14 protein-coding genes are annotated in these 22677 nt (G+C 68.3%); 4 read left to right on the forward strand and 10 right to left on the reverse strand.

Annotated elements, in window-relative coordinates; genetic code table 11:
* Positions 1–5: 5 nt before the first annotated feature.
* Positions 6–779: a CaiB/BaiF CoA transferase family protein gene (locus MUN23_RS23675; RefSeq protein ID WP_371875917.1), complete on the reverse strand. Its 774-nt coding sequence runs from the start codon at positions 777–779 to the stop codon at positions 6–8.
* Between the two features lie 174 nt (positions 780–953).
* Here MUN23_RS23675 and MUN23_RS14640 point away from each other — a divergent pair, with 174 nt between their 5' ends.
* Entirely contained in the window at positions 954–1865 is a 912-nt protein-coding gene (locus tag MUN23_RS14640) for a LysR substrate-binding domain-containing protein (protein ID WP_248759339.1), read from the forward strand.
* A gap of 123 nt (positions 1866–1988) precedes the next feature.
* Positions 1989–3170 carry an acyl-CoA dehydrogenase family protein gene (locus MUN23_RS14645; RefSeq protein ID WP_248759340.1) on the forward strand — a complete coding sequence of 394 codons (1182 nt, stop codon included), beginning with the start codon at positions 1989–1991 and terminating at the stop codon, positions 3168–3170.
* 90 nt (positions 3171–3260) lie between these two features.
* On the opposite strand, the gene MUN23_RS14650 is transcribed toward MUN23_RS14645, so the two are convergent.
* A complete protein-coding gene (locus MUN23_RS14650) occupies positions 3261–4088 on the reverse strand; it encodes a DUF1206 domain-containing protein (protein ID WP_248759341.1) in 828 nt (275 codons plus the stop codon).
* 228 nt (positions 4089–4316) lie between these two features.
* Between MUN23_RS14650 and MUN23_RS14655 the strand changes: the two genes are divergently transcribed.
* Positions 4317–4853: a hypothetical protein gene (locus tag MUN23_RS14655; RefSeq protein WP_248759344.1), complete on the forward strand. Its 537-nt coding sequence runs from the start codon at positions 4317–4319 to the stop codon at positions 4851–4853.
* Positions 4854–5046: 193 nt separating this feature from the next.
* Here the strand turns inward: MUN23_RS14655 and MUN23_RS14660 are convergent, their stop codons facing one another.
* Both MUN23_RS14660 and MUN23_RS14665 read right to left on the reverse strand, forming a co-directional pair.
* Positions 5047–5727: a FadR/GntR family transcriptional regulator gene (locus MUN23_RS14660; protein WP_056344716.1), complete on the reverse strand. Its 681-nt coding sequence runs from the start codon at positions 5725–5727 to the stop codon at positions 5047–5049.
* Positions 5728–5733: 6 nt separating this feature from the next.
* The gene (locus tag MUN23_RS14665) at positions 5734–6957 is read right to left on the reverse strand and encodes an MFS transporter (RefSeq protein WP_248759346.1); all 1224 of its coding nucleotides are present in this window, start codon (positions 6955–6957) and stop codon (positions 5734–5736) included.
* A gap of 167 nt (positions 6958–7124) precedes the next feature.
* Between MUN23_RS14665 and MUN23_RS14670 the strand changes: the two genes are divergently transcribed.
* Entirely contained in the window at positions 7125–8750 is a 1626-nt protein-coding gene (locus MUN23_RS14670; protein ID WP_248759348.1) for a CYTH and CHAD domain-containing protein, read from the forward strand.
* On the opposite strand, the gene MUN23_RS14675 is transcribed toward MUN23_RS14670, so the two are convergent.
* From MUN23_RS14675 to MUN23_RS14700, 6 genes are all read right to left on the reverse strand, one after another.
* On the reverse strand, positions 8743–9531 hold the full coding sequence (locus MUN23_RS14675; RefSeq protein WP_248759350.1) for a 4'-phosphopantetheinyl transferase superfamily protein: 789 nt from the start codon (positions 9529–9531) through the stop codon (positions 8743–8745). The two genes, MUN23_RS14670 and MUN23_RS14675, sit on opposite strands and share 8 nt — an antisense overlap.
* Positions 9528–10328, reverse strand: a complete 801-nt coding sequence (locus MUN23_RS14680; protein WP_248759352.1) for an ABC transporter permease — start codon at positions 10326–10328, stop codon at positions 9528–9530. Before MUN23_RS14680 ends, MUN23_RS14675 begins: the two co-directional genes overlap by 4 nt.
* Positions 10325–11317: an ATP-binding cassette domain-containing protein gene (locus MUN23_RS14685; RefSeq protein WP_248759354.1), complete on the reverse strand. Its 993-nt coding sequence runs from the start codon at positions 11315–11317 to the stop codon at positions 10325–10327. The genes MUN23_RS14680 and MUN23_RS14685 overlap by 4 nt, the downstream gene beginning before the upstream one ends.
* Complete coding sequence (locus tag MUN23_RS14690) at positions 11314–11526, reverse strand: MbtH family protein (RefSeq protein ID WP_248759356.1); 213 nt, start codon at positions 11524–11526, stop codon at positions 11314–11316. Before MUN23_RS14690 ends, MUN23_RS14685 begins: the two co-directional genes overlap by 4 nt.
* 64 nt (positions 11527–11590) lie before the next feature.
* Positions 11591–22273 (reverse strand): non-ribosomal peptide synthetase, encoded by a 10683-nt coding sequence (locus MUN23_RS14695; RefSeq protein ID WP_248759358.1) that lies wholly within the window; start codon positions 22271–22273, stop codon positions 11591–11593.
* A gap of 179 nt (positions 22274–22452) precedes the next feature.
* Positions 22453–22668, reverse strand: coding sequence for a hypothetical protein (locus tag MUN23_RS14700; protein WP_248759360.1), 216 nt, complete (start codon positions 22666–22668; stop codon positions 22453–22455).
* Positions 22669–22677: the final 9 nt, after the last annotated feature.

The raw sequence follows: 22677 nt of genomic DNA on the forward strand, positions 1-22677 counted from the left end.
GGTGCTCATTTCCCATCCGGGTTGGCACCACGCCCCCCCGTGACGTAGGCCGCGGACTGGTTCACCATGCCGGAAAGGGCGGAGTTCAGGAGGTTCAGTTCCACCAGTTGGCCTTCGCCTGTCTGGTCCTTGTGGTGCAGGGCGCCCAGAATTCCGATAGCCGCGTGCAGGCCCGTGATGACGTCGAAGAGAGCCACTCCAGCACGAAACGGTTGCGTGTCCTGATCCCCGGTGAGGCTCATCATGCCCGAGGCTGCCTGCACCAGCAGGTCGTAGCCGGGGATGTGGGCTCCGGCGCCAGTGCCGAAGCCGGTAATCGACGTGTAGATGATCTCCGGGTTCAGCTCCGCCGCTATAGCATAGTCCAGCCCAAGCCGTTCCATATTTCCGGGCTTGAAGTTTTCAATCATCACATCCGAGGCCCTCACCAGATCCCGTGCAACCTCAAGGTCTTTGGGGTCCTTCAGGTCAAGGGCAATGGAGTGCTTGTTGCGGTTTACGGAGAGGAAGAAGGTGGCTTCACCATCGCGTACCGGTGGCATGTATGTGCGGGTGTCATCACCATCCGCGCCCTCGACTTTGATCACTGTTGCCCCCATGTCTGCCAGGAGCATGGTGGCGTATGGGCCTGCCAGCACGCGGCTGAAATCCGCGATGACGATCCCGCTGAGCGGACCGGAACCTGACCGGCCGAAAACCTCATCAACTCCCCGTCTGCTTCGCGAGCCCCCACGGCCGGCACCTTCGCGGCTCGTTGGGTCGGTGATCGGCTGTTTCATCTGTCTCCTACGGTGTGTGGTCTACGTCACCCAACCCTCGCAAGACTATTGATGCACGTCCAATACGTATTCAGTGTTGAATTGATACCCCAGGGTCATTACGACGACGGCGGACTGTTGGGTATGTTGGGCACATGAACAATGTCGTTTGCCGGGCCCGGAGCTAGCCAGGCAGTGGAATTACACCAAATCCGGGCCTTCCTGGCCGTCGCCGAAGAGCTGCACTTTGGCCGAGCCGCAGCGAAACTGCACATGGCGCAGCCGCCCCTGAGCCGCGCAATCCAGCGGCTGGAGCACGAGCTCAAGGCCCCACTTTTTATCCGCAGCACCCGGACCGTCCATTTAACGGCGGCAGGGGAGGCCCTGCTGGCACCTGCCCGGGACATCTTGGATGCCTGCCGGAGATCCGCCGTTGCGGTGGCATCGGTGGGCAAGGGTGAAACGGGACGCGTGCGGGTGGCGTTCGCAGGAGTTTCATCGCACGTTTTGATTGGCAAACTCGCCAAGCTCGTCCGGGAGACCCATCCCGGCATCGAGTTTCAGCTCTACAGTTCAAATTTCGCGTTGCCGGCCATGGACAAAGTGATTAGTGGCGCCATGGAAGTTGGACTCGGCCGGTGGAACTTCATTCCGGCAGCCCTGGAATCACGGATCGTGGCCAACGAACGGCTGGTCATTGCCCTGCACGCGGCGCACCCGCTGAGCCAGCGTACTTCGCTGCTGATGTCTGACCTGGAGGGACAGCCTTTTGTCACGCTGCCCCAGCACCCGGGAGCCATCCTGCACGACTTTCTCCACCGCCTGGCCAATGGCGCCGGCTACGCTCCGGCAATAGTGCATATGGCCCCGGATTCCCAAACGCTGATGGCACTTGTGGCCGCAGAAATCGGAGTGGCGCTGACGGTTTCCTCGGTTCCGGATAATTTCCAATACCCAGGGGTGGTGTTCCTGCCGCTGGACGACCCCGTGGAACCCATCCAGCTGAGGCTGGCCTGGCGCAAAGACAATAACAGCCCCGCGCTGCGCGAAGTGCTGAGGCTCTCGGAAGAAGTGCTGCCGACACCCGGGTCGTCACCCCGTTCATGACTTCGCGGTATCAGTAGATGTCCCATTAAGTATTGGATCCGCAGTAATTCGGCTGGCACAGTGGTGAGCACTCGCTGGCTACCCGGAGTCGACCGGGTTGCCGCCCCACCCCAGGAGAATTCTGTGACCACAGCTGCGACCGCAACGCTGAACGATGACGTCCTCAACCTGGACAGCTTGCTGACCACTGACGAGCTGGCACTCCGCCGCAAAGTCCGCGGTTTTGTGGCAGAGCGCATCCGACCCAACATCAACGCCTGGTACGAAGACGCCCATTTCCCGCTGGACCTTGTGCCTGAGCTGGGAGAGCTCGGCGTCCTGGGCATGCATCTGAAAGGGTACGGATGTCCCGGCCGGACCGCCGTCGAATACGGTCTCGCCGCGATGGAGCTGGAAGCCGGCGATTCCGGTCTGCGAACCTTCGTCAGCGTCCAGGGATCCCTGGCCATGACCGCCATCCATAAGTGGGGATCCGAGGAGCAGAAGAACGAGCACCTGCCGCCGATGGCCCGCGGTGAAGTGATCGGCTGCTTCGGACTTACCGAACCCACGGCAGGTTCGGATCCTTCCAGCATGGCCACCGTGGCCCGGCCGGACGGTCACGGCGGATGGATCATCAACGGTGCAAAGCGCTGGATTGGCCTCGCGTCCGTGGCTCAGATTGCTGTCATCTGGGCTAATACCGACGACGGGATCCGCGGGTTCATCGTACCCACGGACACGGCCGGGTTTACCGCCACCGCCATTGGGTCGAAGCTCTCCATGCGGGCCTCGATCCAATGCGACATCACCCTCGAAGACGTTCGGCTGCCGGGAACGGCAATACTGCCGGGAGCCAAGGGACTCAGGGGGCCTTTTTCCTGCCTCAACGAGGCGCGCTACGGAATCATCTGGGGCGCCTTGGGTGCTGCCCGCGATGCCTACGAAGTCGCCTTGGGCTACTCGCAAGAGCGAATGCAGTTCGGCAAGCCGCTGGCCGGCTACCAACTTACGCAGGAGAAGCTGGTGAACATGCTGCTGGAAATCCAGAAGGGCACGCTGCTGGCCATTCACACCGGCCGGCTGAAGGATGCGGGAGCGCTGGAACCGGTCCAGGTCTCCGTGGGGAAGCTGAACAACGTCCGCGAAGCCATTGCCATCTGCCGGGAGGCGCGGACCATTCTCGGAGGCAACGGCATCACCCTGGACTATTCACCGCTGCGGCATGCCAACAATCTCGAATCTGTCCGCACCTACGAGGGAACAGACGAAGTGCACACACTGATTCTTGGCAACCACATTACGGGCGTGTCAGCGTTCCGCTAGCCACCAGTCGGCGACCACGTTCCAGACGTCCTCTGCCGGGGAGTTGACCAGTTGGCTCACGATTGACATGGCTTTCCTTTTCCTTGGTGGTTACATCCGGCCAAACCGGGCCCGGACCAGCGCGAACAGGCCGTAGCAGATGAAGCCCGCCCCGATGGCGACGAGCAGGTGCGGGCCGAACGGATGGTCGCGGAGCGCCTTCAGGCTGCCGTCCAGACCGGTGGATTCCTCGGGACTCTGCTTCCCGGCGGCGATAACAAACAGCAGTCCGGCCAGGTTCAGGGCGATTCCTTTAGCCACGTGCCCCGTGACGCCGAGGGCGTCGATGAGCTTGCCGCGGCGGGTGCCCTCGAACCGGAAAAGTTCGTCCTTGAACCCGCGCCGCAGCCCCTTGACTACGAAGTAGACGCCCACGCCCATCGTGGTCAGGCCCACCGCCACCAGCACGGGCAGCCCGAACGGGGCAGCAAGCAGCGCGGTGCTGACATCCCGGGTGGTATCTCCGGAGTCCGCGCGAATTCCCACGGCGAATCCTGTGAAGCTGAGCCCCACGCTTCCGTAGGCAACGGCCAGGCATCCTGACGAGATCAGTTTTCCCCAGCGTTTCGCACTGGGCAGGTGCCGGGCACGCAGGGTGGCTTCACTAAGCTGCCACAACGCCAGGCCGGTGCACGCCACCACACAGGACCACAGCACAGCCGGTCCCCACGGGTTGGCGCCCAGTTGCTCGATGGCACCGGTGGCTTCCGCCTGCCCCGGCTGACCGAAGGCCACGGCGATGGCAATGGCACCAACAATGATGTGCAGCAGGGCCATCACACCGAATCCCGAGCGCGCCACAACGTCCAGCGCCTTGGTGTCCGACGCCTCCTCGACGGCATCCGCGGCCTCGCCGATGGCTGATTCCCCGTCTGCCATGGCTAGCGGTTCGCCGGCTTCCTGGCTCGCACGGTGCCTGCACACGCGGCCAGGTCATGTGCGTCATGCATGGCGACGATATTACGCGCAGCCCAGCTGAAAGTCGGGCTTTCGCAATATTACTAAGTGTGCTTACGATGGCACAACCATGACTTCGATGGGACAAAGGCCAGTACAGACCGCACCAGCGGCATCTCGGAAGCAAGTTCGACGTTAGGAAGCCACAACATGGCAGGAAATCTTTTTGCCCGGTCCATTCACGATCTGAGCGCTGCGGCATGGTTCGGCGGCGCGCTGATGGGCGCCATCGGCCTGAACGGGGCGACGGCGGAGGCCAAGGATCCGACGGAACGCACCCGACTTTCCAGTGCGGGCTGGATGAAGTGGGCTCCGGTCCAGACGGCGGCTTTCGCCTCCCACCTGGTGGCTGACCTCGCCATCGCATGGGAGAACAAGGGACGCATCGCCAAGCAGGACGGAGTGGCGCGCGACACCGCCATCAAGACTGCCGTGACGGTCGCCGGCGCCGCCGTGACGCTCTACGCCGGCATCCTTGGCAAGAAGGTGGAGAAGCTCGCGGACCAGGGCAGCGAGGGCGCCACCGAACCCAGGCCGGGAGCCTCGGAGGAGTTGAAGTCAGCGCAGGAGCAGCTCAAGGTGCTGCAGTGGGCCATTCCCGCCTTCGCCGCGGCCGTGATTATCCTCGGCGCGAAGCACGGCGAGATGCAGCGGCCCAAGAACGTGTTCCAGGGCCTCCGCCCCTAAGCGGCAGCGGCAGCACTAAGACGCGGTAACGCCCGACGGCGGTTCGGCACCCAGGTGCCGGACCGTCGTCGGGCGCTGTTGTTGCGACGCGCAAAGCGGCTGGCGACGCGCAGAAGAGCTGGCGCACCCGATATTTCCAGCGCGCCAGCGACTTTGCGCCTCGAAAATGGCTTTGCGCGTTGACGGCCACAACCTACGCCCGCAGCCACTCCGCGCAGGTGTTCAGGTTCTGGTTGACGCTGGCCACCGCGGCGTCGGCGTCGTGGGCCTCGATCGCGTCCACCAGGGCGCCGTGGCCCTCGTACGTGAGGCCGTCCAGCCGGCCCTTGCGTTGCTGCTTGAGCAGGTCCTGGTGGAACACGTCGCCGAAACTGACGTAGAGCTCGTGCAGCAGCGGGTTCCCGGTGGCCTGGGCCACGCGCGCGTGGAAGTCCCAGTCCGCCCGGGCCCACCCCTCGAAGTCCGCGGCGTTCCAGGCGACCTCCCGGGTGGCGAGCACGGCACGCAGGGCGGCGACGTCGTCGGCCGTTGCGTTCCGGGCGGCCAGGCGCGCGGCCTGGGTGTCCAGCCCCAGCCGGACCTCGAGGATGTGTTCGTCCGAGTGGTCCTGGTACATGCGCCGGGCGGCGCCGGACATTTCGCTGGTGGCGCGGACGTAGGTGCCGTCGCCCCGGCGGACCTCCAGCATCCCGCTGTGGGCCAGGGCCCTGATGGCCTCGCGCAACGTGCCGCGCGAGACGCCCAGGCCCTGCATGAGTTCCGGCTCGGCGGGGATGCGCTGGTCAAGGGGCCACTCGCCGGAGTGGATCATCTGCCGGAGTTTGGCGGTGACCTCGTCGGCGAGGGGCTGGCGGTGTGAGGTGCTCAGGGTCATGGCGTCCTACTTCTTCAGGCCGGACAAGGGGGCATGTGAGATCAGGTGGGCCACCACCACTTGGGCCACGGCAAGGCCCAGCAGGAGTGCCACGGGAAGCGACCAGCCGCCAGTGCCGCTGAACAGCAGGCCGGCGCCGAAGGGGCCTGCCGTGGCCAGCAAGTAGCCGGTGGACTGCGCCAGGGTGGACAGGGCCGTGGTCTCGGCGGTGCTTGTCCCGCTCCGGCTGATCATCACCATCACCAGCGGGAAAATGCCCAGGCCGAAACCGAGCAGGACGGTGGGAATGATGGCCAGGCCCACCGGCACCACCAGCAGTGACGCCAGGCCGGCCACCATGGTGACGCTGACCAGATACAGCGCCGGCCGGAGCATCCGGGGCCGCGAGCCGATGGCGAGCAGCACCATGCCGGCAGGCACGGACACCAGCTGCATCAGCCCGTACATCAGGCCGCTGTCCGCTGAGCTGAGGCCCATGCCGATCAGCATCGACGGGAACCAGCTGATCAGCGAGTAGGCGAGCAGCGCCTGGAGGGCAAAAATGGCGGTAAGCAGCTGGCCCTTCCGGGTACGCAGCAGTGGCCACGGGGAGATGCGGGGCGCCGTGCTCCGGACGCTGTTGCGGTGCGCATGCAGAACGACGGGCAGGAAGCCCAGGAAAGCAGCCACTGCCAGGAATCCGATCGCGCCCACCGCGGCGGACGGCGAGCCGAGCGTCAGGGCCAGCGGGACCACGGCGACGGCGGTGACAGTGGCGCCGGTGGTCATGGTGACGGTATACAGCGCCGTCATCGCCGACGTCCGGTGGGCAAAATGCTCGCGGATGAATGACGGCATGGCCACGTTGCAGACCGCCAGGCCGGACATCCCCACCACGGTGCCCGCCACCAGCATGCCCGTTGCCGGGATCCCGCGGAGCAGCAGCCCGCCGGCCAGGAATCCAAGTGCCAGCAGGATGGCCTTCTCGACGCCGAGCCGTCCGGTCAGCCACGACGTCGCCGCGCCCGCCACCGCAAAACAGAGCGTCGGGATGGACGGAATGATCGCCGCCACCAGCGGTCCGTAGCCCAGGACCTGCTGAAAATCATGGAGGAGGGCAGACGCGCCCGCGATCCCCGCCCGCAGGTTCAGCCCAATCAGCACCAGCGCAATGACTCCGAAGACGACGGCGGAGCGCGGTTTGGGCGGCGCGTCGGACAGCATCGGGGCATCTGAAGGGGCAACAGTCATGTCTTAAGGTTAGACGTTTGACGTTTGATGTCTAGGGTTCTGTGGTGAACCTCTCGCGGCCGTTAATGTTGCGGGCATAGACTCGGGCCACCAGAGTTCAGCCCACGGGCTCACGGGAACTCGCCCGGCAGGATCTGGCGCCCATCAACGTGGAAGGACGGCCGGTCATGGCTTCGCAGGCAGTTGAGGTCGAAAAGAAGTACGACGTCGGTCAGGACGCCGAGGTGCCGTCGCTCGCGGAGATCCCCGGGGTCACCCGGGTAGGGGAGCCCCACGTGGACACCCTGGAAGCGGTGTACTTCGACACGCAAACCCACACGCTCGCCTCCCGTGACATCACGCTTCGCCGCCGCACCGGCGGAGTCGACGCTGGCTGGCACCTGAAGCTGACCGCGGAGGGCCCCGGACCCGACGAGGAGTCTGGCGACGCAGCCGGCGGCTCCGGCTCGGAACCCCGGCGGCGCCGCGAGCTGCACGCCCCGCTGGGCCAGCCCGGCGTCGTTCCTGACAGCCTGTTGGCGCACGTGCTGGCCTACCTCCGCGGCGAGGATGCAGCCCCGGTGGTCCGGCTGAAAACCCAGCGGACCACCTATGCGTTATATGGCGAGGACGGTGTCCATCTGGCGGACCTGGCGGATGACCGCGTGAGCGCAGAGATGCTCGGCGCTGCGGGCGGCGCGGGTGACGCCGCGGCGGGGGACGCGGCAGCGCCCGGGGGAGAGGCCCGGACGCGGCAGTGGCGTGAATGGGAGCTCGAGCTGGTGCACGGGAGTCCTGAACTGTTCCCGGCCGCTGAGGAAATCCTGGCGGCCGCCGGGGCGCTCCCGGCCAAGCACGGGTCCAAGCTGGCAAAAGTCCTGGCACTGCCGGCCAGGGGGTCCGGTGCCGCTGCGGGCCCAAAAAGTCCTGGCAAAAAGGGGCCTGTGTCGGACCTCCTGACCGCCTACCTGGCTGAGCAGACCAGGGAGATCCTGGCGCACGATCCCGGCGTCCGCCTGGAGGAACCCGAGGCTGTGCACGACCTGCGGTCGGCCACCCGCCGGGCCCGTTCGGCGCTGCAAGCCTACCGGCGGTTCTACAATGCCCTGGCTGTGCGGCACCTCGGTACCGAGCTCAAATGGCTTGGCCGCGTGCTGGGCGTGCCGCGGGACGCTGAAGTTATGCTGGACCGCCTGCGCGGGCATATAGCGGAGCTGCCCCCGGTACTGGCCTCGGCGGTGAAGGACCGGCTGGAGGATGACCTGGGAGCGAGCCGGGACGCAGCCCACCGGAAACTCCAGATGGCGATGGTTTCCGCGCGCTATTTCCAACTCCTGGACGGCCTCGAGGCTTTCCTTGACAACCCGCCGGTCCGCCCGGGCGCCGCAGCCCCCGCCCGCAAGGCGGCCGGCAAGCTGGTGGCAAAGGCAGCCAAGAGGCTGGAGCGCGCAGCCAGGACAGCCAAGCGGACACACAGGGGAGCCGAGCACGAGACGGCGCTGCACCAGGTGCGCAAGGACGCCAAGCGGCTGCGGCACGTGGCGGAGTCCGTGGAGCCGGTCCACGGCAAGCACGCCACGAAAATCGCCAAGGCCGCGCGCCGCCAGCAGCAGATCCTCGGCGGTTTCCACGACAGCGTGGTGGCCCGGGACCTGCTGGCCAAGCTGGCGGCGGCGCCGGACCTGCCCGAGGCCGTCGCGTCAGCCTACGTCACGCTGCATACCCGGCAGGTGCAGCTCGCGGCCGACGCCGAAGCTGAGTACCTGAAGGAACGCAAGAAGTCCCTCAAGGTCCTCCGGGGGAAGGTCATCTAGGCAGCCGACCGGCACCAAACACGTCGGCCAGGGAGAGCGAAACCGGCGGCAGTCCAGAGCCCGCGGACACGGCAGCCAGGTAACCCTCCGGCACCGGAACCGGGCCAACCGTCAGGCCATGGACTTTGGGTTGTCCGGGGCAATCGGCCACGAACAGGGAGCAGCCGGCCGGGGTGAGGTGCACGGAGGAGGGCTCGACGGCCAGGCCCAGCCCGGCCGCCTTGAGGACGGCTTCCTTGGCAACCCACAGCCGCAGGCGGCCGGCTACATCATGAGTTGGGAGCTGCCCGCGCTCGCCGGGCGCTGCCACAAACTCGTCGAACCCGTCGAACAGCCTGTCCGGAAGCCGTTCGATGTCCGCGCCGACCGGTGTTCGGGCCGGTCCCGCGGCGGCAATCATGGCACCGTGGCTGCGGGACAGGCTGAGGCTGACGCCCTCCACCGCCGGTTTCCCGTGCTGGGTGCTGCCGCAGCCGGAACAGAGGCGGGTCACCCCCAAACCGGCGGCGGCGAGCGGAGGCAGGCCCAGCCACCGCGCCGCCAGCAGCCTGAACAGGACATGGGACGCGGCATAATCCAGCCGGTCCTCCACGCGCCGGAACCGGCCAGCGGCGGTGACTTCCGCGGGGGACAGAAACGCTCCAAGCCCGCCCGCCGGCGCGCACCCCGACTCCAGCTTCCTGGACAGGACGCTGAGGAACACTACGCCGGTCAGGGCGCCGCTGCCGACGACGGTCCGGGCGCCGACGCCGCGGCCCGCGCCGTCGTCGTCGGCCGTCACCGTTTGCTGATGCGCCGGTACTGGGCGATCGCCAACGGGGCGAAGACGGCAATGATGCCCACACTGCACAGCACCGAGTACAGCACGGCATTCTCCGCGGGCCAGCCGCTCGGCACACCGAAGCCGGCGGGGGCAGGATTGCCGAACAGCTCGCGGGCGGCACTCGCCACCGCGGTTACGGGGTTCCACTCGGCAATGGTGCGCAGCGGGCCGGGCAAGGAGTTCACGGACACAAAGGCGCCGGAAACGAACGTGACCGGGAACAGCCAGACGAGGCCCAGGCTCTGCGCCACCTCGACGCTGCGGGCTGTCAGGGCAATCACGGCCCCGATCCACGAGACTGCGAAGGCGAACAGCAGCAGCAGCGCGAGAGCCGCCAGCGCCGGGGCCGGACCGGTGGTGATCCGCCAGCCGATGGCGAGGCCGCAGGCCATGGTCACCAGCACGGACAGCACGCTGGTGAACAGGTCCGAGGAGGTGCGGCCCAGGATGACGGCCACGCGGGACATCGGCAGGGACCGGAACCGGTCGATCAGCCCGAGCTGCAGGTCCTTGGCCAGGTACACGGCCGTGAACGAGGCGTTGAACGTCAGGGTCTGGGCGAGGATGCCGCCGTTCAGGAAACTGCGGTACTGGTCCCCGCCGAGGGTTCCGCCGAAGACGAAGCCCAGCAACAGGACAAACATGACGGGCTGCACGATTCCAGTGACCAGCGCGCCGGGTGTGCGCAGAACGTTGAGGAGGTTGCGCCGGGCAATGACTGAACTGTCCCGGGCGGCTGCGGTGATGGCGCTCATGCGGGCACCCCTTCCGTCTGGGTGGCGGCTTCGTTGGTGGCCGCCTCGTTCTCGGCGGCCGCGTGGCCGGTGAGCTGCAGGAACACATCGTCCAGGGTGGGGCGGCGCAGGGATGCTTCCTCCACAGGCAGCGAGCGGGCATCAAGTTCCGAGAGGACCCGGACCAGAAGGCGGTGGCCGCCGGCGGTGGCGACGGAGACGCGCAGGTTCTGCGGATCCAGTTCGGGGCGGCAGTCCGGCCCCGCCGCCTGTTCCAGCACTGCGGCTGCGGCGGTGAGGTCCGCCGCGTTGCGCATGACGACGTCGATCCGTTCCGATCCGGCGTTCTGCTTCAGTTCCGTGGCGGTCCCCTCGGCGATGACGCGGCCGTGGTTGATGACGGCGATGTGGTCTGCCAGCCGGTCCGCTTCCTCCAGGTATTGGGTGGTCAGCAGCACGGTGGTGCCGTCCGCCACAAGGCGGGACACGACGTCCCAGGTGTCCAGCCGGCCGCGCGGGTCCAGCCCGGTGGTGGGCTCATCCAGCACCACTACCTTGGGCCGGGCCACGATGGCACCGGCAAGGTCCAGCCGCCGGCGCATGCCGCCGGAAAAGGTGCCGGAACGTTTTCCGGCGACGTCGGTCAGCCTGAAGTTTTCCAGCAGTTCGTTGGCCCGGGCCGAGGCGGTGCGCCTGTTCATGCCATAGAGCCGGCCCACCATGTGCAGGTTTTCGAAGGCGGTGAGTTTCTCGTCGACGGCGGCGTACTGGCCGGACAGGCCCAGGTTCCGGCGGACGAGGTCCGGGTCCGCCAGCACCGAGTGGCCGGCCACCCGCGCGTCGCCGCCGTCCGGGGACAGCAGGGTGGTGAGCACTTTGACGGTAGTGGTTTTGCCGGAACCGTTGGGTCCCAGCAGCCCCAGGACGGTCCCCTCCCGGGCGTGCAGGGAGAGTCCGTCCAGGGCTTTGAAGCTGCCGAAACTCTTGGTGACGTTCTCGACCCGGATCAATGCGCGGCGGCGAGCTCGGCGACCTTGCGCGGAGCCATGTCAGTCCAGGTGCGGGATACGTAGTTCAGGCAGGCCTCGCGGTTGTCCGGGCCGAACATGGTGACCCAGCCCTGCGGAACGGCGGCGAAGGCCGGCCAGAGCGAGTGCTGCTGATAGTCGTTGACCAGGACGGAGAACGTTGCGGACTTGTCATCGAATGGATTCGTCATGGTGACTTTCCTGTCTGTTCTGTCGGGTGGATGGGCTCCCCTTGTGTAACAGGAGCATCACTGGTTATTCGGCTCCGCTGCCCAGCCGGATGGCCAACGCGGGCATGATTGTGCTGAGAGCCCGGTCACTTAAGAGCTCCGAATGGCGCGTGTCCACAGCCACATCGGTGATGGTCCCGGTGATGTAGGGCGCCCACGCCGCGCTTCCGGGCGTGCCTGCCGGCACGTCGTCGGTGGCACGGAAGAACAACAGGTCACCAGCGAACACCTGGGGCAGATCCTGGCGGATCAGCCCGGCCAGCGCCGGGAAGTTGCCCGCCATGGCCCCGACCGAATCCAGCGGCACGTTGCCCAGCGGATTGTGGTTTTCGCGCAGGATTTCCTGGGTGCGTTCGGCGTCGAGGGCCTGCAGGTCCTCACCGGACAGATCGTAGCCCTGCGCGTCGAGATAGCTGGCCCACAGCGCCGGTCCTGTCCCGACGTCGGCGTTGTCCTGCTGGCCGGGGAAAGCGTCCAGGATGGCCAGGAACGCCACCTCCTCGCCGAGCTCCTGCAGCCTGGTGGCAAGCCGGTGGACCAGGGACCCGCCGAACGAGTAGCCCATCAGGTGGTAGGGGCCCGCGGGCTGTACGGAGCGGATCTGCGCGATGTAGTCATCGGCCAGCCCGGTCAGCGTCGCCGCCTGGACCGGGTGGGTCCGGCCCGGCTCCATCCCGGGCATCTGCAGCCCGATCAGGGGGCGTTCCGGATCCAGCCGGCCCAGCATCGAGGCATAGCCCCAGCTGATGCCGGACGCCGGGTGCACGGCAAAAAGCGGCTGCTTGGTTCCCGTGGTGCGCAGCGGCAGCAGCTGCCGGAGGCTGTCCGCAGCGCTCTCTCCGGCCCCCTTCGAGGCCTCCAGGAGCAGCCCCTCCACGGTGGGGGCCCGGAACAGCGACTGGACCTGCAGTTCCGTCCCCAGCGCGGCGTTGACCTTGGCAACCAGCGGCTGCGCCAGGAATGAATGGCCGCCCAGCTCGAAGAACGATTCGTCCACTCCGGCACGGTCCAGGGACAGCACCTCGGCGAAGATGCCGGCCACGGCCGCTTCCCGCGGGGTCCGCGGACTCCGCCCCGCGCTTCGCGTTGCGGTGCCGGGATCCGGGAGCGCGGCGGTGTCCACCTTGCCGTGCGGTGTCAGCGGCACGTCAGGAATAACCACGACGGCGGCGGGCACCATGTAGTCCGGCAGCAGCCCCCGCACGTGGTGGCGGACGACGTCGGGCAGGGCACCGCCGCCGGGTTCCGCACCGGCCGCCGGCACCACGTAGGCAATCAGGCGGAGGCCGCCGTCGTCGTTGTTCCCGACAGCGCGGACCACCGCCTCGCCGACGCCGGGCGCGCTGCGCAGTGCGTTCTCCACCTCTCCGGGTTCCACCCGGAAGCCGCGGATCTTCAGCTGGTCATCGTTGCGGCCGCCAAAAACGAGCCGGCCGTCGGCGTGCCGGAAGACCACGTCGCCGGTGCGGTACATGCGGTCGCCGCCGCCCGCGAAGGGGTCGGCCACGAACCTTTCGGCGGTCAGTCCGGGCATGCCGCGGTAGCCGCGGGCCAGCTGGCTGCCGGCAACGTAGAGCTCGCCGGCCGCGCCGGGCAGGGTGTGCTGCAGCCTGGCATCGAGGACGTACAGCCGTGTTCCGGCGGTGGGCAGGCCCAGGACGGGTGCCTCCGTGTCACCCACCCGCGCCACCACGGTGTCCACGGCGGCCTCGGTAGGTCCGTACAGGTTCCAGGCCCGGACGCCCGGGTGCGCCGCGACGGTTGCCCAGAGCCCGGCGTCGAACGCTTCCCCGCCGAGGGCCAGGCTGAAGGCATCCGCGCCGCCGGCGTGTCCGGCCAGGAGACTCGCGAACTCCGGCTCGGTGAGGAGCTGGCGCAGGTAGCCGGGGGTGGTTTCCCAGGCGTTGATGCGGTGCCTGGCGAAGTAGCCGGCGAGCTGCCGGGAGTCCCGGCGGGTGTCGTCGGAGATGACGTACAGCTCGTGGCCCGCCACCATCCACAGAATCGGATCCCAGGACGCGTCGAAGCCGACGCCCGTGGTGTGGGCCACGCGCCGGCGGCCAATTCCCCGCAGCAGCGTCTCCCGGTGGGAGGCGAGCAGCGCGGCCAAGGCGCCGTGGCTGACTTCCACGCCCTTGGGGCGGCCCGTGGAGCCCGACGTGAAAATCACGTAGGCCAGGTCCCGTGGGTCGGGGTGGTGGACCGGAACCTCGCCGTGCCCTCCTTCGGCGGCCAGCTCATCAAGGAGGAGGACTCGGGGCCGGACGGTGAGGCCGTCAAGGATCCCCGCCACCCTGCCAGCCAGCGCCTCGGTGGTCAGGATTGCCTGCGGTGCGGCATCCTCAACGATGGCCCCGGCGCGATCGTCCGGGTATTCGGTATCGATGGGGTTGTAGACGGCCCCCGCGGACAGGACACCCAGCAGGCTTTGCACCGTTCCCAGCGAGCGCGGCAGCATGACGGAGACTACGTCGCCGCGGCTGACTCCCGCTGCTGCAAGCCCGACGGCGATCCGGGTCGCCGATGCGGCCAGGCCCGCGAAACTCAAGGTCCCGCCGTCGGGCTCTTTTCCTGGACCGTCCGCACCCGCGGCGACCAGCGCGGTGGCGTCGGGCGTGGCCCTGACAGTTGCGGCGAAGGCAGCCAGGATTCCGGGTTCGTCGTCCCACAACGCAGCCGCAGTGGCAGAGTCCGAGCGGGACCCGGCGGTGGCGGCCATGAGGAGGGCCGCTTCCGCTTCCCCGACCAGTGGGAGCGCGGAAACAGGGACGTCGGGGGACATGGACGCGAGGTAAAGCAGCCGGCCGAAGTCTTCCACAAGCCGTTGGGCCGTTTCGGTGCTGAACATGGCGGCGTTGTAGTCAACGGTGGCGGCCAGGCCGCCGTCGTCCTCGGGCCGGAAGGTGAAGGCCAGATCGAACTTGGCCTCCCCGGACGCGGTCTCCGGTTCCGGGGTCACGGTGACGCCCGGCAGCTGCGGGACGGGCGGCGCCTCGTTGTCCACCGTGAGCATGGTCTGGAACAGGGGGTGCCGGCCGAGTTCCCGCTCCGGGTTCACGGCCTCGACGAGCCGTTCGAAGGGGACGTCGTCGTGGTCGAAGGCATCAAGGATGCTCTCCCTCGACCGGCCGAGCATGGTCCGGAGGCTGGGATCCCCGGCGGCAGTGACCCGCAGCGGCAGGGTGTTCACGAAGAACCCCACAAGCTGGGCCAGGGCAGGATCCGTCCTGCCGGCGGTGGGGGAGCCGATTACCAGATCGTCGCCGGCGCCGGTGCGGTGCAGGAAGGAGGCGAGTCCGGCGTGGAGCGCCATAAAGAGGGAAGCGTTCGACGCCGAGGCCAGGGTGTTGAGGGCCGTGACGCTGGCGGAACTGATCCGGAACCCCAGCTGTGCGCCGGGTTGGCGCGATTCGCGGGGGCGGCGGTTGTCCGCGGGCAGCGTGAGCTCGGCCGGGATCCCGGCCAGCGTGCGCCGCCTGTGTTCCAGCCTGGATGCGAGGGCTGTACCGTCGAGCTGCTGGCGCTGCCAGGTGCTGAAGTCCGCGTACTGCAGGGGAAGCGGGGCAGGTCCGGCCGCCGGACCCGTGCCAACCGCCGGACCGTTGCCAGCCACGGGACCCGTGCCGAGCGCGGCCTCGTATGCGGTAGTGAGGTCACGTGCCAGCGGGGCCAGGGAGGCTCCGTCGCTGGCGATGTGGTGCATCACCAGGTGCAGGACCCACTGGGACGGACCGCCGTTGGGCGCACCGCCGTCGGGCCCGACCCGGATCAGCCGGGCACGCAGCGGCAGGTCGGTGCGGACATCAAAGCCGCGTTCGGCGTCGTCCCGCAGGAGCTGCCGGACTTCGTGGTCCGAGGCCGCGGTGCTGACGGCGAGGCCCATGCCGGCGGTGTTCGTTTCCGGGTCCAGGATGAGTTGCTCCGGAACGCCGCCGGTCGCCGGGTAGACGGTCCGGAGGACTTCGTGCCGCTGGAACAAGGACTCGACGGCGGCGGCCAGGGCCGGATCGTTAAGCTCACCGGACAGGCGGACCGCCAGCGAGATGTTGTAGTCGGCGGAGCCCGGATCCAGCTGGTTCAGGAACCACATCCGGGACTGGGCATAGGACAGTTCCAGGCGGCCGGGACGGACGGCGTCGGGGCCGACCAGCCAGTCCGGGAGGGGAGTGGGCAGGTCCTGCTTTTCGAGGCCGCTCTCCGTTGCGACAGATGCTGCGGATGCCCCGGATGCCCCGGATGCGGCGGACCCGGCGGACCGCGTGGAAGCTGCGGTCCGTACCGGCCCGCGCACGGCACCGAGCAGCCCCGCAGGGGTGGGCTCGTCAAAGAGGGTGCGCAGCGGCAACTCAGTGCCGAATTCAGCCCTGATCCGGCCCATCATGGAGATGGCCAGCAGGGAGTGGCCGCCCAGGACGAAGAAGTCGTCCGCCATGGAGACGTTCTCCACGCCCAGGATTTCGGCGAAGATCCCGCACATGGTGCGCTCGTCAACGGTGGCCGGCGCGATGCCCAGGCCGCTGCCGGAGGCGACCGGGGCGGGAAGGGCCCTGCGGTCCAGCTTGCCGTGCGGCGTCAGCGGCATCGCGGGGATCTGCATCAGGACGGCCGGGACCATGTAGTCCGGCAACCTGTCCGCGGCCAGGCGTCGGAGGTCCTCGGGAGCTGTGGTTCCCGTGTAGTAGGCCACCACGCGGTGGGCCGGTTCGCCGTCGGGAAGGGCAACGGCCCGCTCAACGCCGGGGTGCGCGGAAAGCACGGCTTCAATCTCGCCGAGTTCGATCCGGAACCCGCGGATTTTGACCTGCTCGTCCGTGCGTGAGAGGAACTCCAGCGAGCCGTCGGGGGCGCGCCGGACCAGGTCCCCGGTGCGGTACATCCGGCTGCCGTCGGCCGCGAACGGATTGGCCACAAAGCGGGACGCGGTTTCGGCGAGGCGCTGGTCGTAGCCGCGTGCCATGCCAGGTCCGGCGAGGTACAGCTCACCGGGGATGCCGGCCGGAACCAGTGCCAGGTACTGGTCCAGCACAAACGTATCCGTATTGGCGATGCCGCGGCCGATGCTGGGTGCGTCTCCGATGACCCTTGCCGTGAGGGAATCCACGGTGAACTCGGTGGGGCCGTAGAAGTTGTGGGCTTCCACCTGTGGCGTGGACGCGAGCAGGGTCCAGAGCTCCGCCGGGACCGCTTCGCCGCCGAGGGCGAGCAGCAGAGGCTGGTCCCGTCCGGCGTCGAGCAGGCCGCTCTGGAGGAGCTGGGCGGCGTAGGACGGGGTTGTCTCCAGGACGTCGATGGCGTGCTCGCGGCAGTAGCCGCTCAGCGCTTCCGCATCGCTGCGGACCTCGTCCGCCACCACGTGGAGTTCCGCCCCGGCCACCAGCCAGAGCATCGGGTCCCAGGCGGCGTCGAAGCCCAGGCCGGCGATGTGCGCCACGGACACCGGGCCAGCGCCTGCCGCCCTGAACCGCGGGGTGTACAGCGTGCGGTGATGGTGGAAGTAGAGGTTGGCGAGGGCGCTGTGCTCCACGGCCACGCCCTTGGGGCGCCCGGTTGAGCCCGATGTGTAGAGCACGTAGGCCAGGTCCGTTGCTGCCGGGAGCAGCTGTTCAAGCGCCGCGTCCGGGACGTCCCTGCCGGCGTCGTGCAGCATCTGCATGCTGAAGGTCCGCCGCCCGCCGGAACCAAAGGCGTCCGGCCCTGCGTCCGTTCCCGCGGCTCCGGCGCCCCGGCTGTCAGGCGCGGCGATCACCACTGCCGGGGCGCCGTCGGCCAGGATCATGCCGATCCGTTCCGCCGGATAGCTCAGGTCCACCGGAATGTAGACGGCCCCGGCGGCCAGGACGGCCAGGGCCGCAACCACAACGTCGGCGGTGCGGGGCAGCAGGACGGCAACACGGTCGCCCGGTTCCACCCCCGAGGCCACGAGCCCCTTGGCAGCGGAGGCCACCAGGCTGTGGAGCTCGCCGAAGCTGATGCCGTGGTCCGGCCCTGACGCATCGATGAGCGCCGACGCCCTGGGCGTCCGTGCCGCCGTGGCAAAGAACGCATCGACCACGGTCCCAGGCTGCTCGGCCTCCGAGCCGGGGGCCTTGACGATGGTGCGGAGGCTCTGCTCCACGGCGATTTGCTGCTTGCCGGGCGACTGGATCCGGAGGCGGTCCAGCGTGATGCCGGGGTCCGCTGCGAACTGCTCGACGACGGCAAGGTAGCCTTCCACCAGCTGCTCGGCCGTGGCACGGGTGAACAGTGCCGGGTTGTAGGCGAGGGAGCCGCGGATTGCCGAGGATCCTTCTGTTTCGGCAAGGTCCAGGAGTTCGGCAAGGTCCAGGAGCAGGTCGAACTTGGCCCCGCCGGGCTCCTGGCTGAGGTCAGCGGTGGCCTCCGGCCCGTCCATGGCGAGTCCGGCTGCGGCGGTGTTCTGCAGGGTGAGCATGACCTGGAAGAGCGGGTGGCGGTGCTGGGAACGGGCCGGGTTGAGTTCCTCCACCACGCGTTCAAAGGGCGCATCCTGGTTGGCGTAGGCGTGCAGGTTGGTGTACCGGACGCTCTCCACCAGCTCGGCGGCCGTGGGGTTGCCGGAGGTGTTCGTTCGCAGTACCAGGGTGTTGACGAAGAAGCCCACCAGGTCGTTGAGCTGGGTGTCCGTCCGGCCGGCCACGGGCGTGCCTAGCGGGATGTCGTCACCGGCGCCGGACTTCGTGAGCAGGGCCGCGAGCGCTGCCTGCAGGACCATAAAGAGGCTGGCGTTGTGCTGCCGGGCCAGGGCGTTCAGCCGGGTGCTGGTTTCCGGCGGGATGGCCAGGGGAACGGACGACGCCGGCCCTGTTGCGCCGAGTGCGCCGCGGCTGTAGTCGAACGGGAGCCGGAGTTCCTCGGGGGCGCCGCGCAGTTCGCGGGTCCAGAAGTCGAGCTGCCGGGAGATGGCACTCTCCGGGTCATCCTCGCTGCCCAGCTCGGCGCGCTGCCAGAGGGTGTAGTCGGCGTATTGGACCGGCAGGGGAGCTGTTGGGATGTCCTTGCCGGAGGCCAGGCCGTTGTAGGCCTCGGAAAGGTCCCGTGCCAGCGGGGCAAGGGACCAGCCATCGGCGGCAATATGGTGCAGGGTAATGGCCAGCACGTGGTGGTCCGGGGCCAGCTGGAACAGGACAGCGCGCAGCGGCAGTTCGCGGCTGAGGTCAAAGCCGCGGTTGGTTTCCGCCTCGAGGGCGCCGGCCAGGCTATCCGCGGTGCACTGCACGGCCAGTATTGCGGGCGGGCGGGCGCCGGCGGGCAGGATCTGCTGCGCGGGTTCGCCGTCCACCAGCGGGAAGATGGTCCGCAGGGTCTCGTGGCGCCCGGCCACGCGGCCGATGGCTGCTTCCAGCGCCGTCACATCCAGGGAACCCTTGAGGTCCAGCACCACCGGGATGTTGTAGGCACCGGATTCGGGGTCGAACCGGTTCAGGAACCACAGGCGCCGCTGGGCGAAAGACAGCGGCACCACGGCCGGGCGTTCCGCCGGTTCGAGCGGATGGGCGTTTCCGGCGCCCAGCTCAAGCGATTCAGCCAGCGCCGCCACCGTGGGCTTTTCAAACACGGTGCGGAGCGCCGGTGCCACACCTGTCCTGTCCCGCAGGAGCGCCACGAGCCGGGTGGCCAGCAATGAGTGCCCGCCGAGGTCAAAGAAGTCATCGTCTAGCCCCACGGCCTGGAGCCCCAGGACTTCCCTGAAGGCGTCGGCCACGATCCGCTCACGGCGGTTCCGCGGTTCGGTGGCGGCGGCTTCCTGGGCCGGGGCGGGCAGTGCGCGCGTGTCCAGTTTGCCGTTCGGCGTCAGCGGGATTGCCGGGATCTGCTGGATCGCCGCAGGCACCATGTAGTCCGGCAGCTGCCGGCGCGCCTGCTTGCGGAGTTCCACCGCGTCCAGTGACTTGTCGGGGTTGCCCGCGGTGACGTAACCCAGCAGCTGGTCGTAGCCGGCGCGGTTCTTGCTCACCGCCACGGCCGCGTGTTCTACGCCGTCCAGGGCGCGGAGGACCTCCTCGATTTCGGCGAGCTCGATGCGGAAACCGCGGATCTTGACCTGGGCATCCATGCGCCCCCGGAACTCAAGGGTGCCGTTCGGGAGGCGGCGGACGACGTCGCCCGTCCGGTACATGCGCGAACCGTCCAGCGCGAACGGGTCGGCCACAAAACGTTCGGAGCTGAGGCCGGGCTGGTCGAGGTAGCCGCGGGCCAGGTTGACGCCGGCGACGTACAGTTCGCCGACGGCGCTGACGGGCACGGGGTTCAGGCCCGAGTCCAGGATGTAGTGGCGGCTGTTGTTGACCGAGCCGCCCAGGGTTGGTTCGGTGCCGGGCTCCATCACGGCGGTGAGCGAATCCACGGTGGTCTCGGTGGGGCCATAGAAGTTGTAGGCCACCACCCCGTCCTTCTCGGCCAGGGCGCTCCAAAGCGGGGCATCGACGGCCTCGCCGCCGAGGGCCACCACTGACGGGTGGATGTCCTGGTCGAACAGGCCGCCGGCCAGCAGCACCTTGGCGAAGGACGGCGTGGTTTCGATCGAGTCGATGCCGGTGCCGGCCAGGTAGCTGCTGAGCGCTTCGGGATCGCGGCGGGTCTGGTTGTCCACGAGGTGGAGTTCGTGCCCGGCGATGAGCCACAGGATGGGGTCCCACGAGGCGTCGAAGGACAGCCCGGCGGTGTGCGCCACCCGCAGTTTCCGGCCCAGCCGCGCTTCCGCCGGGAGGAAGATGCTGTCCCGTTGGGAGGTGTAGAGGTTCAGCAAGGCGAGGTGTTCGACGCCGACGCCCTTGGGCCGCCCGGTGGAACCGGACGTGAAGATCACGTAGGCAAGGTCCTGCTGGCCCGCGGTTTGGGCAACCGCGGAGGCGTCCTTGCCGTCCAGACAGGCGGCCATCAGGGCCGAGTCCAGGACAGTGACGGGCACGTCGGTGCTGAGCTCCTCGTGGCTGGAGCCTTCTCCGACGAATGCGGAGGTGGTCAGCAGGCGGACCGGGGCGGCGTCGTCGAGCATTCCCTCAACCCGGCCGGCCGGGTAGTCCGGGTCCAGCGGAAGGTACGCGGCACCTGACTTCAGGATCGCTATGATGGCGACCGGCAGCAGGACACCGCGGTCCAGCCGGACCGCAACGGTGCTTCCCGGGCCCGCGCCGTGGCCGCGGAGGAACCTGGCGAGCTGGTTGGAATGCGCCTCCAGTTCGGCGAAGCTGAGCTCGCCGTCGGGAGCCACGACGGCGGTCCGGGCGCCGTCCACTGCGGCGTTGAGCTGGAACTCCTCCACGATGGTGTGCCGCGGCAGGGCCAGGTCAGCCGCTTCCCCGGCGGCCAGCAGCGCGCGTTCCTCCGACTCGGTGGTCACGGCCAGATCGGCCAGCCGGGCGTCAGGCTGGGTGGCCACGTGCTCCAGGAGCCGGATAAACCGGTCCAGGTGGTCCTCGAGCCGGCGGGTGCCGTAGAGGGCGGCGTTGCCTTCGAACTGGACGGTCGCCTGGGTTGCGCCGGCGCTGGCGCCCAGCCCGTGGATAACGATCGAAAGGTCATCGATGGGGCCAGTGGAGAGGATATTCATGGTGCCCCGGGCGGCGCCGAAGCTGATCTCGTCAAGGACCGGCAGGATATTCACCGACGGGCCAAGGTAGCCGCCCTGGGAGCCAAGGTCTTCATAGCGGAAGCGCTGGTGGACGAGGGCGCGGCGCAACGTTGCGCCGACTGCCTCGATGGTTCCCCGCACCGTCGCTCCGGGATCCACGCCCAGCCGGACGGGCACGATGTTGGACAGCATGGACGGCGTGGACTTGGCCAGTTTGCCGCGTCGCGCGGTCACCGGCAGGGCCACGGAAACGTCGCGTTCGCCGGTGATCCGGTGCAGGTAAAGTGCCGCCGCGGTGAGGACCAACGCGGGTGCGCTGCCGGCTGCCGACGCCAGGGCGGCAGCGGCTGACGCGGGCAACGCCCGCCTGGCGCGCACCAGTGACGTGGCGGCGGCGTCGGGCCTGCCGGCCAGCCCGGCCGCTGGCGTGGCATCGGCCAGATGCGCGTCCCAATAGGTGCGGTCTGCCGCGGCGGCGGAGGATTCCGGGTAGCTGCCTTCGGCGGCGAGGAGTTCATCCAGCGGCCCGAAGCGGGGCTCGCTGTCAGTGGTACCGGTACCGGTACCGGAACCGGGACCGGCCAGCCGTGCGCTGTCCGGTTGTGCGTCCAGCAGTTCGTTGTAGAGCCCGGCCACGCGCTTGAGGACCAGCACGGCCGAGTAGCCGTCCAGCATTAGGTGGTGCACCCGCTGGTAGAAGAAATGGCGTTCCGCAGAGAGCCTGATCAGCTCGGTGTGCAGCAGCTCATCCGTGGCGGCGTTGCGGGGAAGACCCAGATCGGAGTCCATCAGCGACCTGGCCTCGGCCTCCGGATCGTTGGCCTTGCCCAGATCGGTGATGTCCAGTGCCGCCGCTTTGCGCTGGGGGTACTGGAACGGCCCGCGGTCATCCTCGGCGAAGGCCATGTTGAGGGCGTCGGTTTCGGATACCGCCTGGTGCAGCGCGTCGGCCAGCACCTCCACGTCCAATGGTCCGAGGATTTCAATGAACTGCCCGATCTGGAACATCGGGTTCTCCGGTGCCAGCTGCTGGGCGTACCAGATGCCGCGCTGGGCCGGGGTCAGTTCCAGCCTTGCCTCGGCGTCGTGGGTGGGGGAGTTCAAGGAGTTCGGGGACATGTTCCTTCTCGGGTTTCTGCTGCAGGGAAAGGTATCCGGGCACGCCAAAGCATCCGGACGGGAACATCCGGGCACGCCAAATGGACCCGCATGGCGGGGCGGGGCATAAAAGGGGCTCCCGCAGGCCGGCCGTCGCGGCCGGCCTGCGGGAGGATCAGGACAGGATTGTCAGCTGAGGATTACTGGAACTGGCCGAACTGGAACGGGCCGGTGTCGCTCATGTCCACCAGGGGGCCATCGACGACGGGGCCGTTGACCACGCCGCCGTCAACCAGCGGTCCGAAAGTGGGTTCGTTCCCGGCGGCATGGGCAGGCAGGGAGCTCACGGCGAAGGCAGAGAGTGCCAGTGCTGATCCTGCGGCGATCCGGGTTGCGGTCTTGAAGGTCTTATTCACGTTCATCTC

The organism is Pseudarthrobacter sp. SSS035 (assembly GCF_023273875.1).
Lineage (GTDB): Bacteria > Actinomycetota > Actinomycetes > Actinomycetales > Micrococcaceae > Arthrobacter.

Coding starts and splice junctions, on each gene's coding strand:
- MUN23_RS14680 (WP_248759352.1), bottom strand. CDS start 10,328: ATGAGCGCCATCACCGCAGCCGCCCGGGACAGTTCAGTCATTGCCCGG.
- MUN23_RS14650 (WP_248759341.1), bottom strand. CDS start 4,088: ATGGCAGACGGGGAATCAGCCATCGGCGAGGCCGCGGATGCCGTCGAG.
- MUN23_RS14695 (WP_248759358.1), bottom strand. CDS start 22,273: ATGTCCCCGAACTCCTTGAACTCCCCCACCCACGACGCCGAGGCAAGG.
- MUN23_RS14670 (WP_248759348.1), top strand. CDS start 7,125: ATGGCTTCGCAGGCAGTTGAGGTCGAAAAGAAGTACGACGTCGGTCAG.
- MUN23_RS14655 (WP_248759344.1), top strand. CDS start 4,317: ATGGCAGGAAATCTTTTTGCCCGGTCCATTCACGATCTGAGCGCTGCG.
- MUN23_RS23675 (WP_371875917.1), bottom strand. CDS start 779: ATGAAACAGCCGATCACCGACCCAACGAGCCGCGAAGGTGCCGGCCGT.
- MUN23_RS14660 (WP_056344716.1), bottom strand. CDS start 5,727: ATGACCCTGAGCACCTCACACCGCCAGCCCCTCGCCGACGAGGTCACC.
- MUN23_RS14665 (WP_248759346.1), bottom strand. CDS start 6,957: ATGACTGTTGCCCCTTCAGATGCCCCGATGCTGTCCGACGCGCCGCCC.
- MUN23_RS14690 (WP_248759356.1), bottom strand. CDS start 11,526: ATGACGAATCCATTCGATGACAAGTCCGCAACGTTCTCCGTCCTGGTC.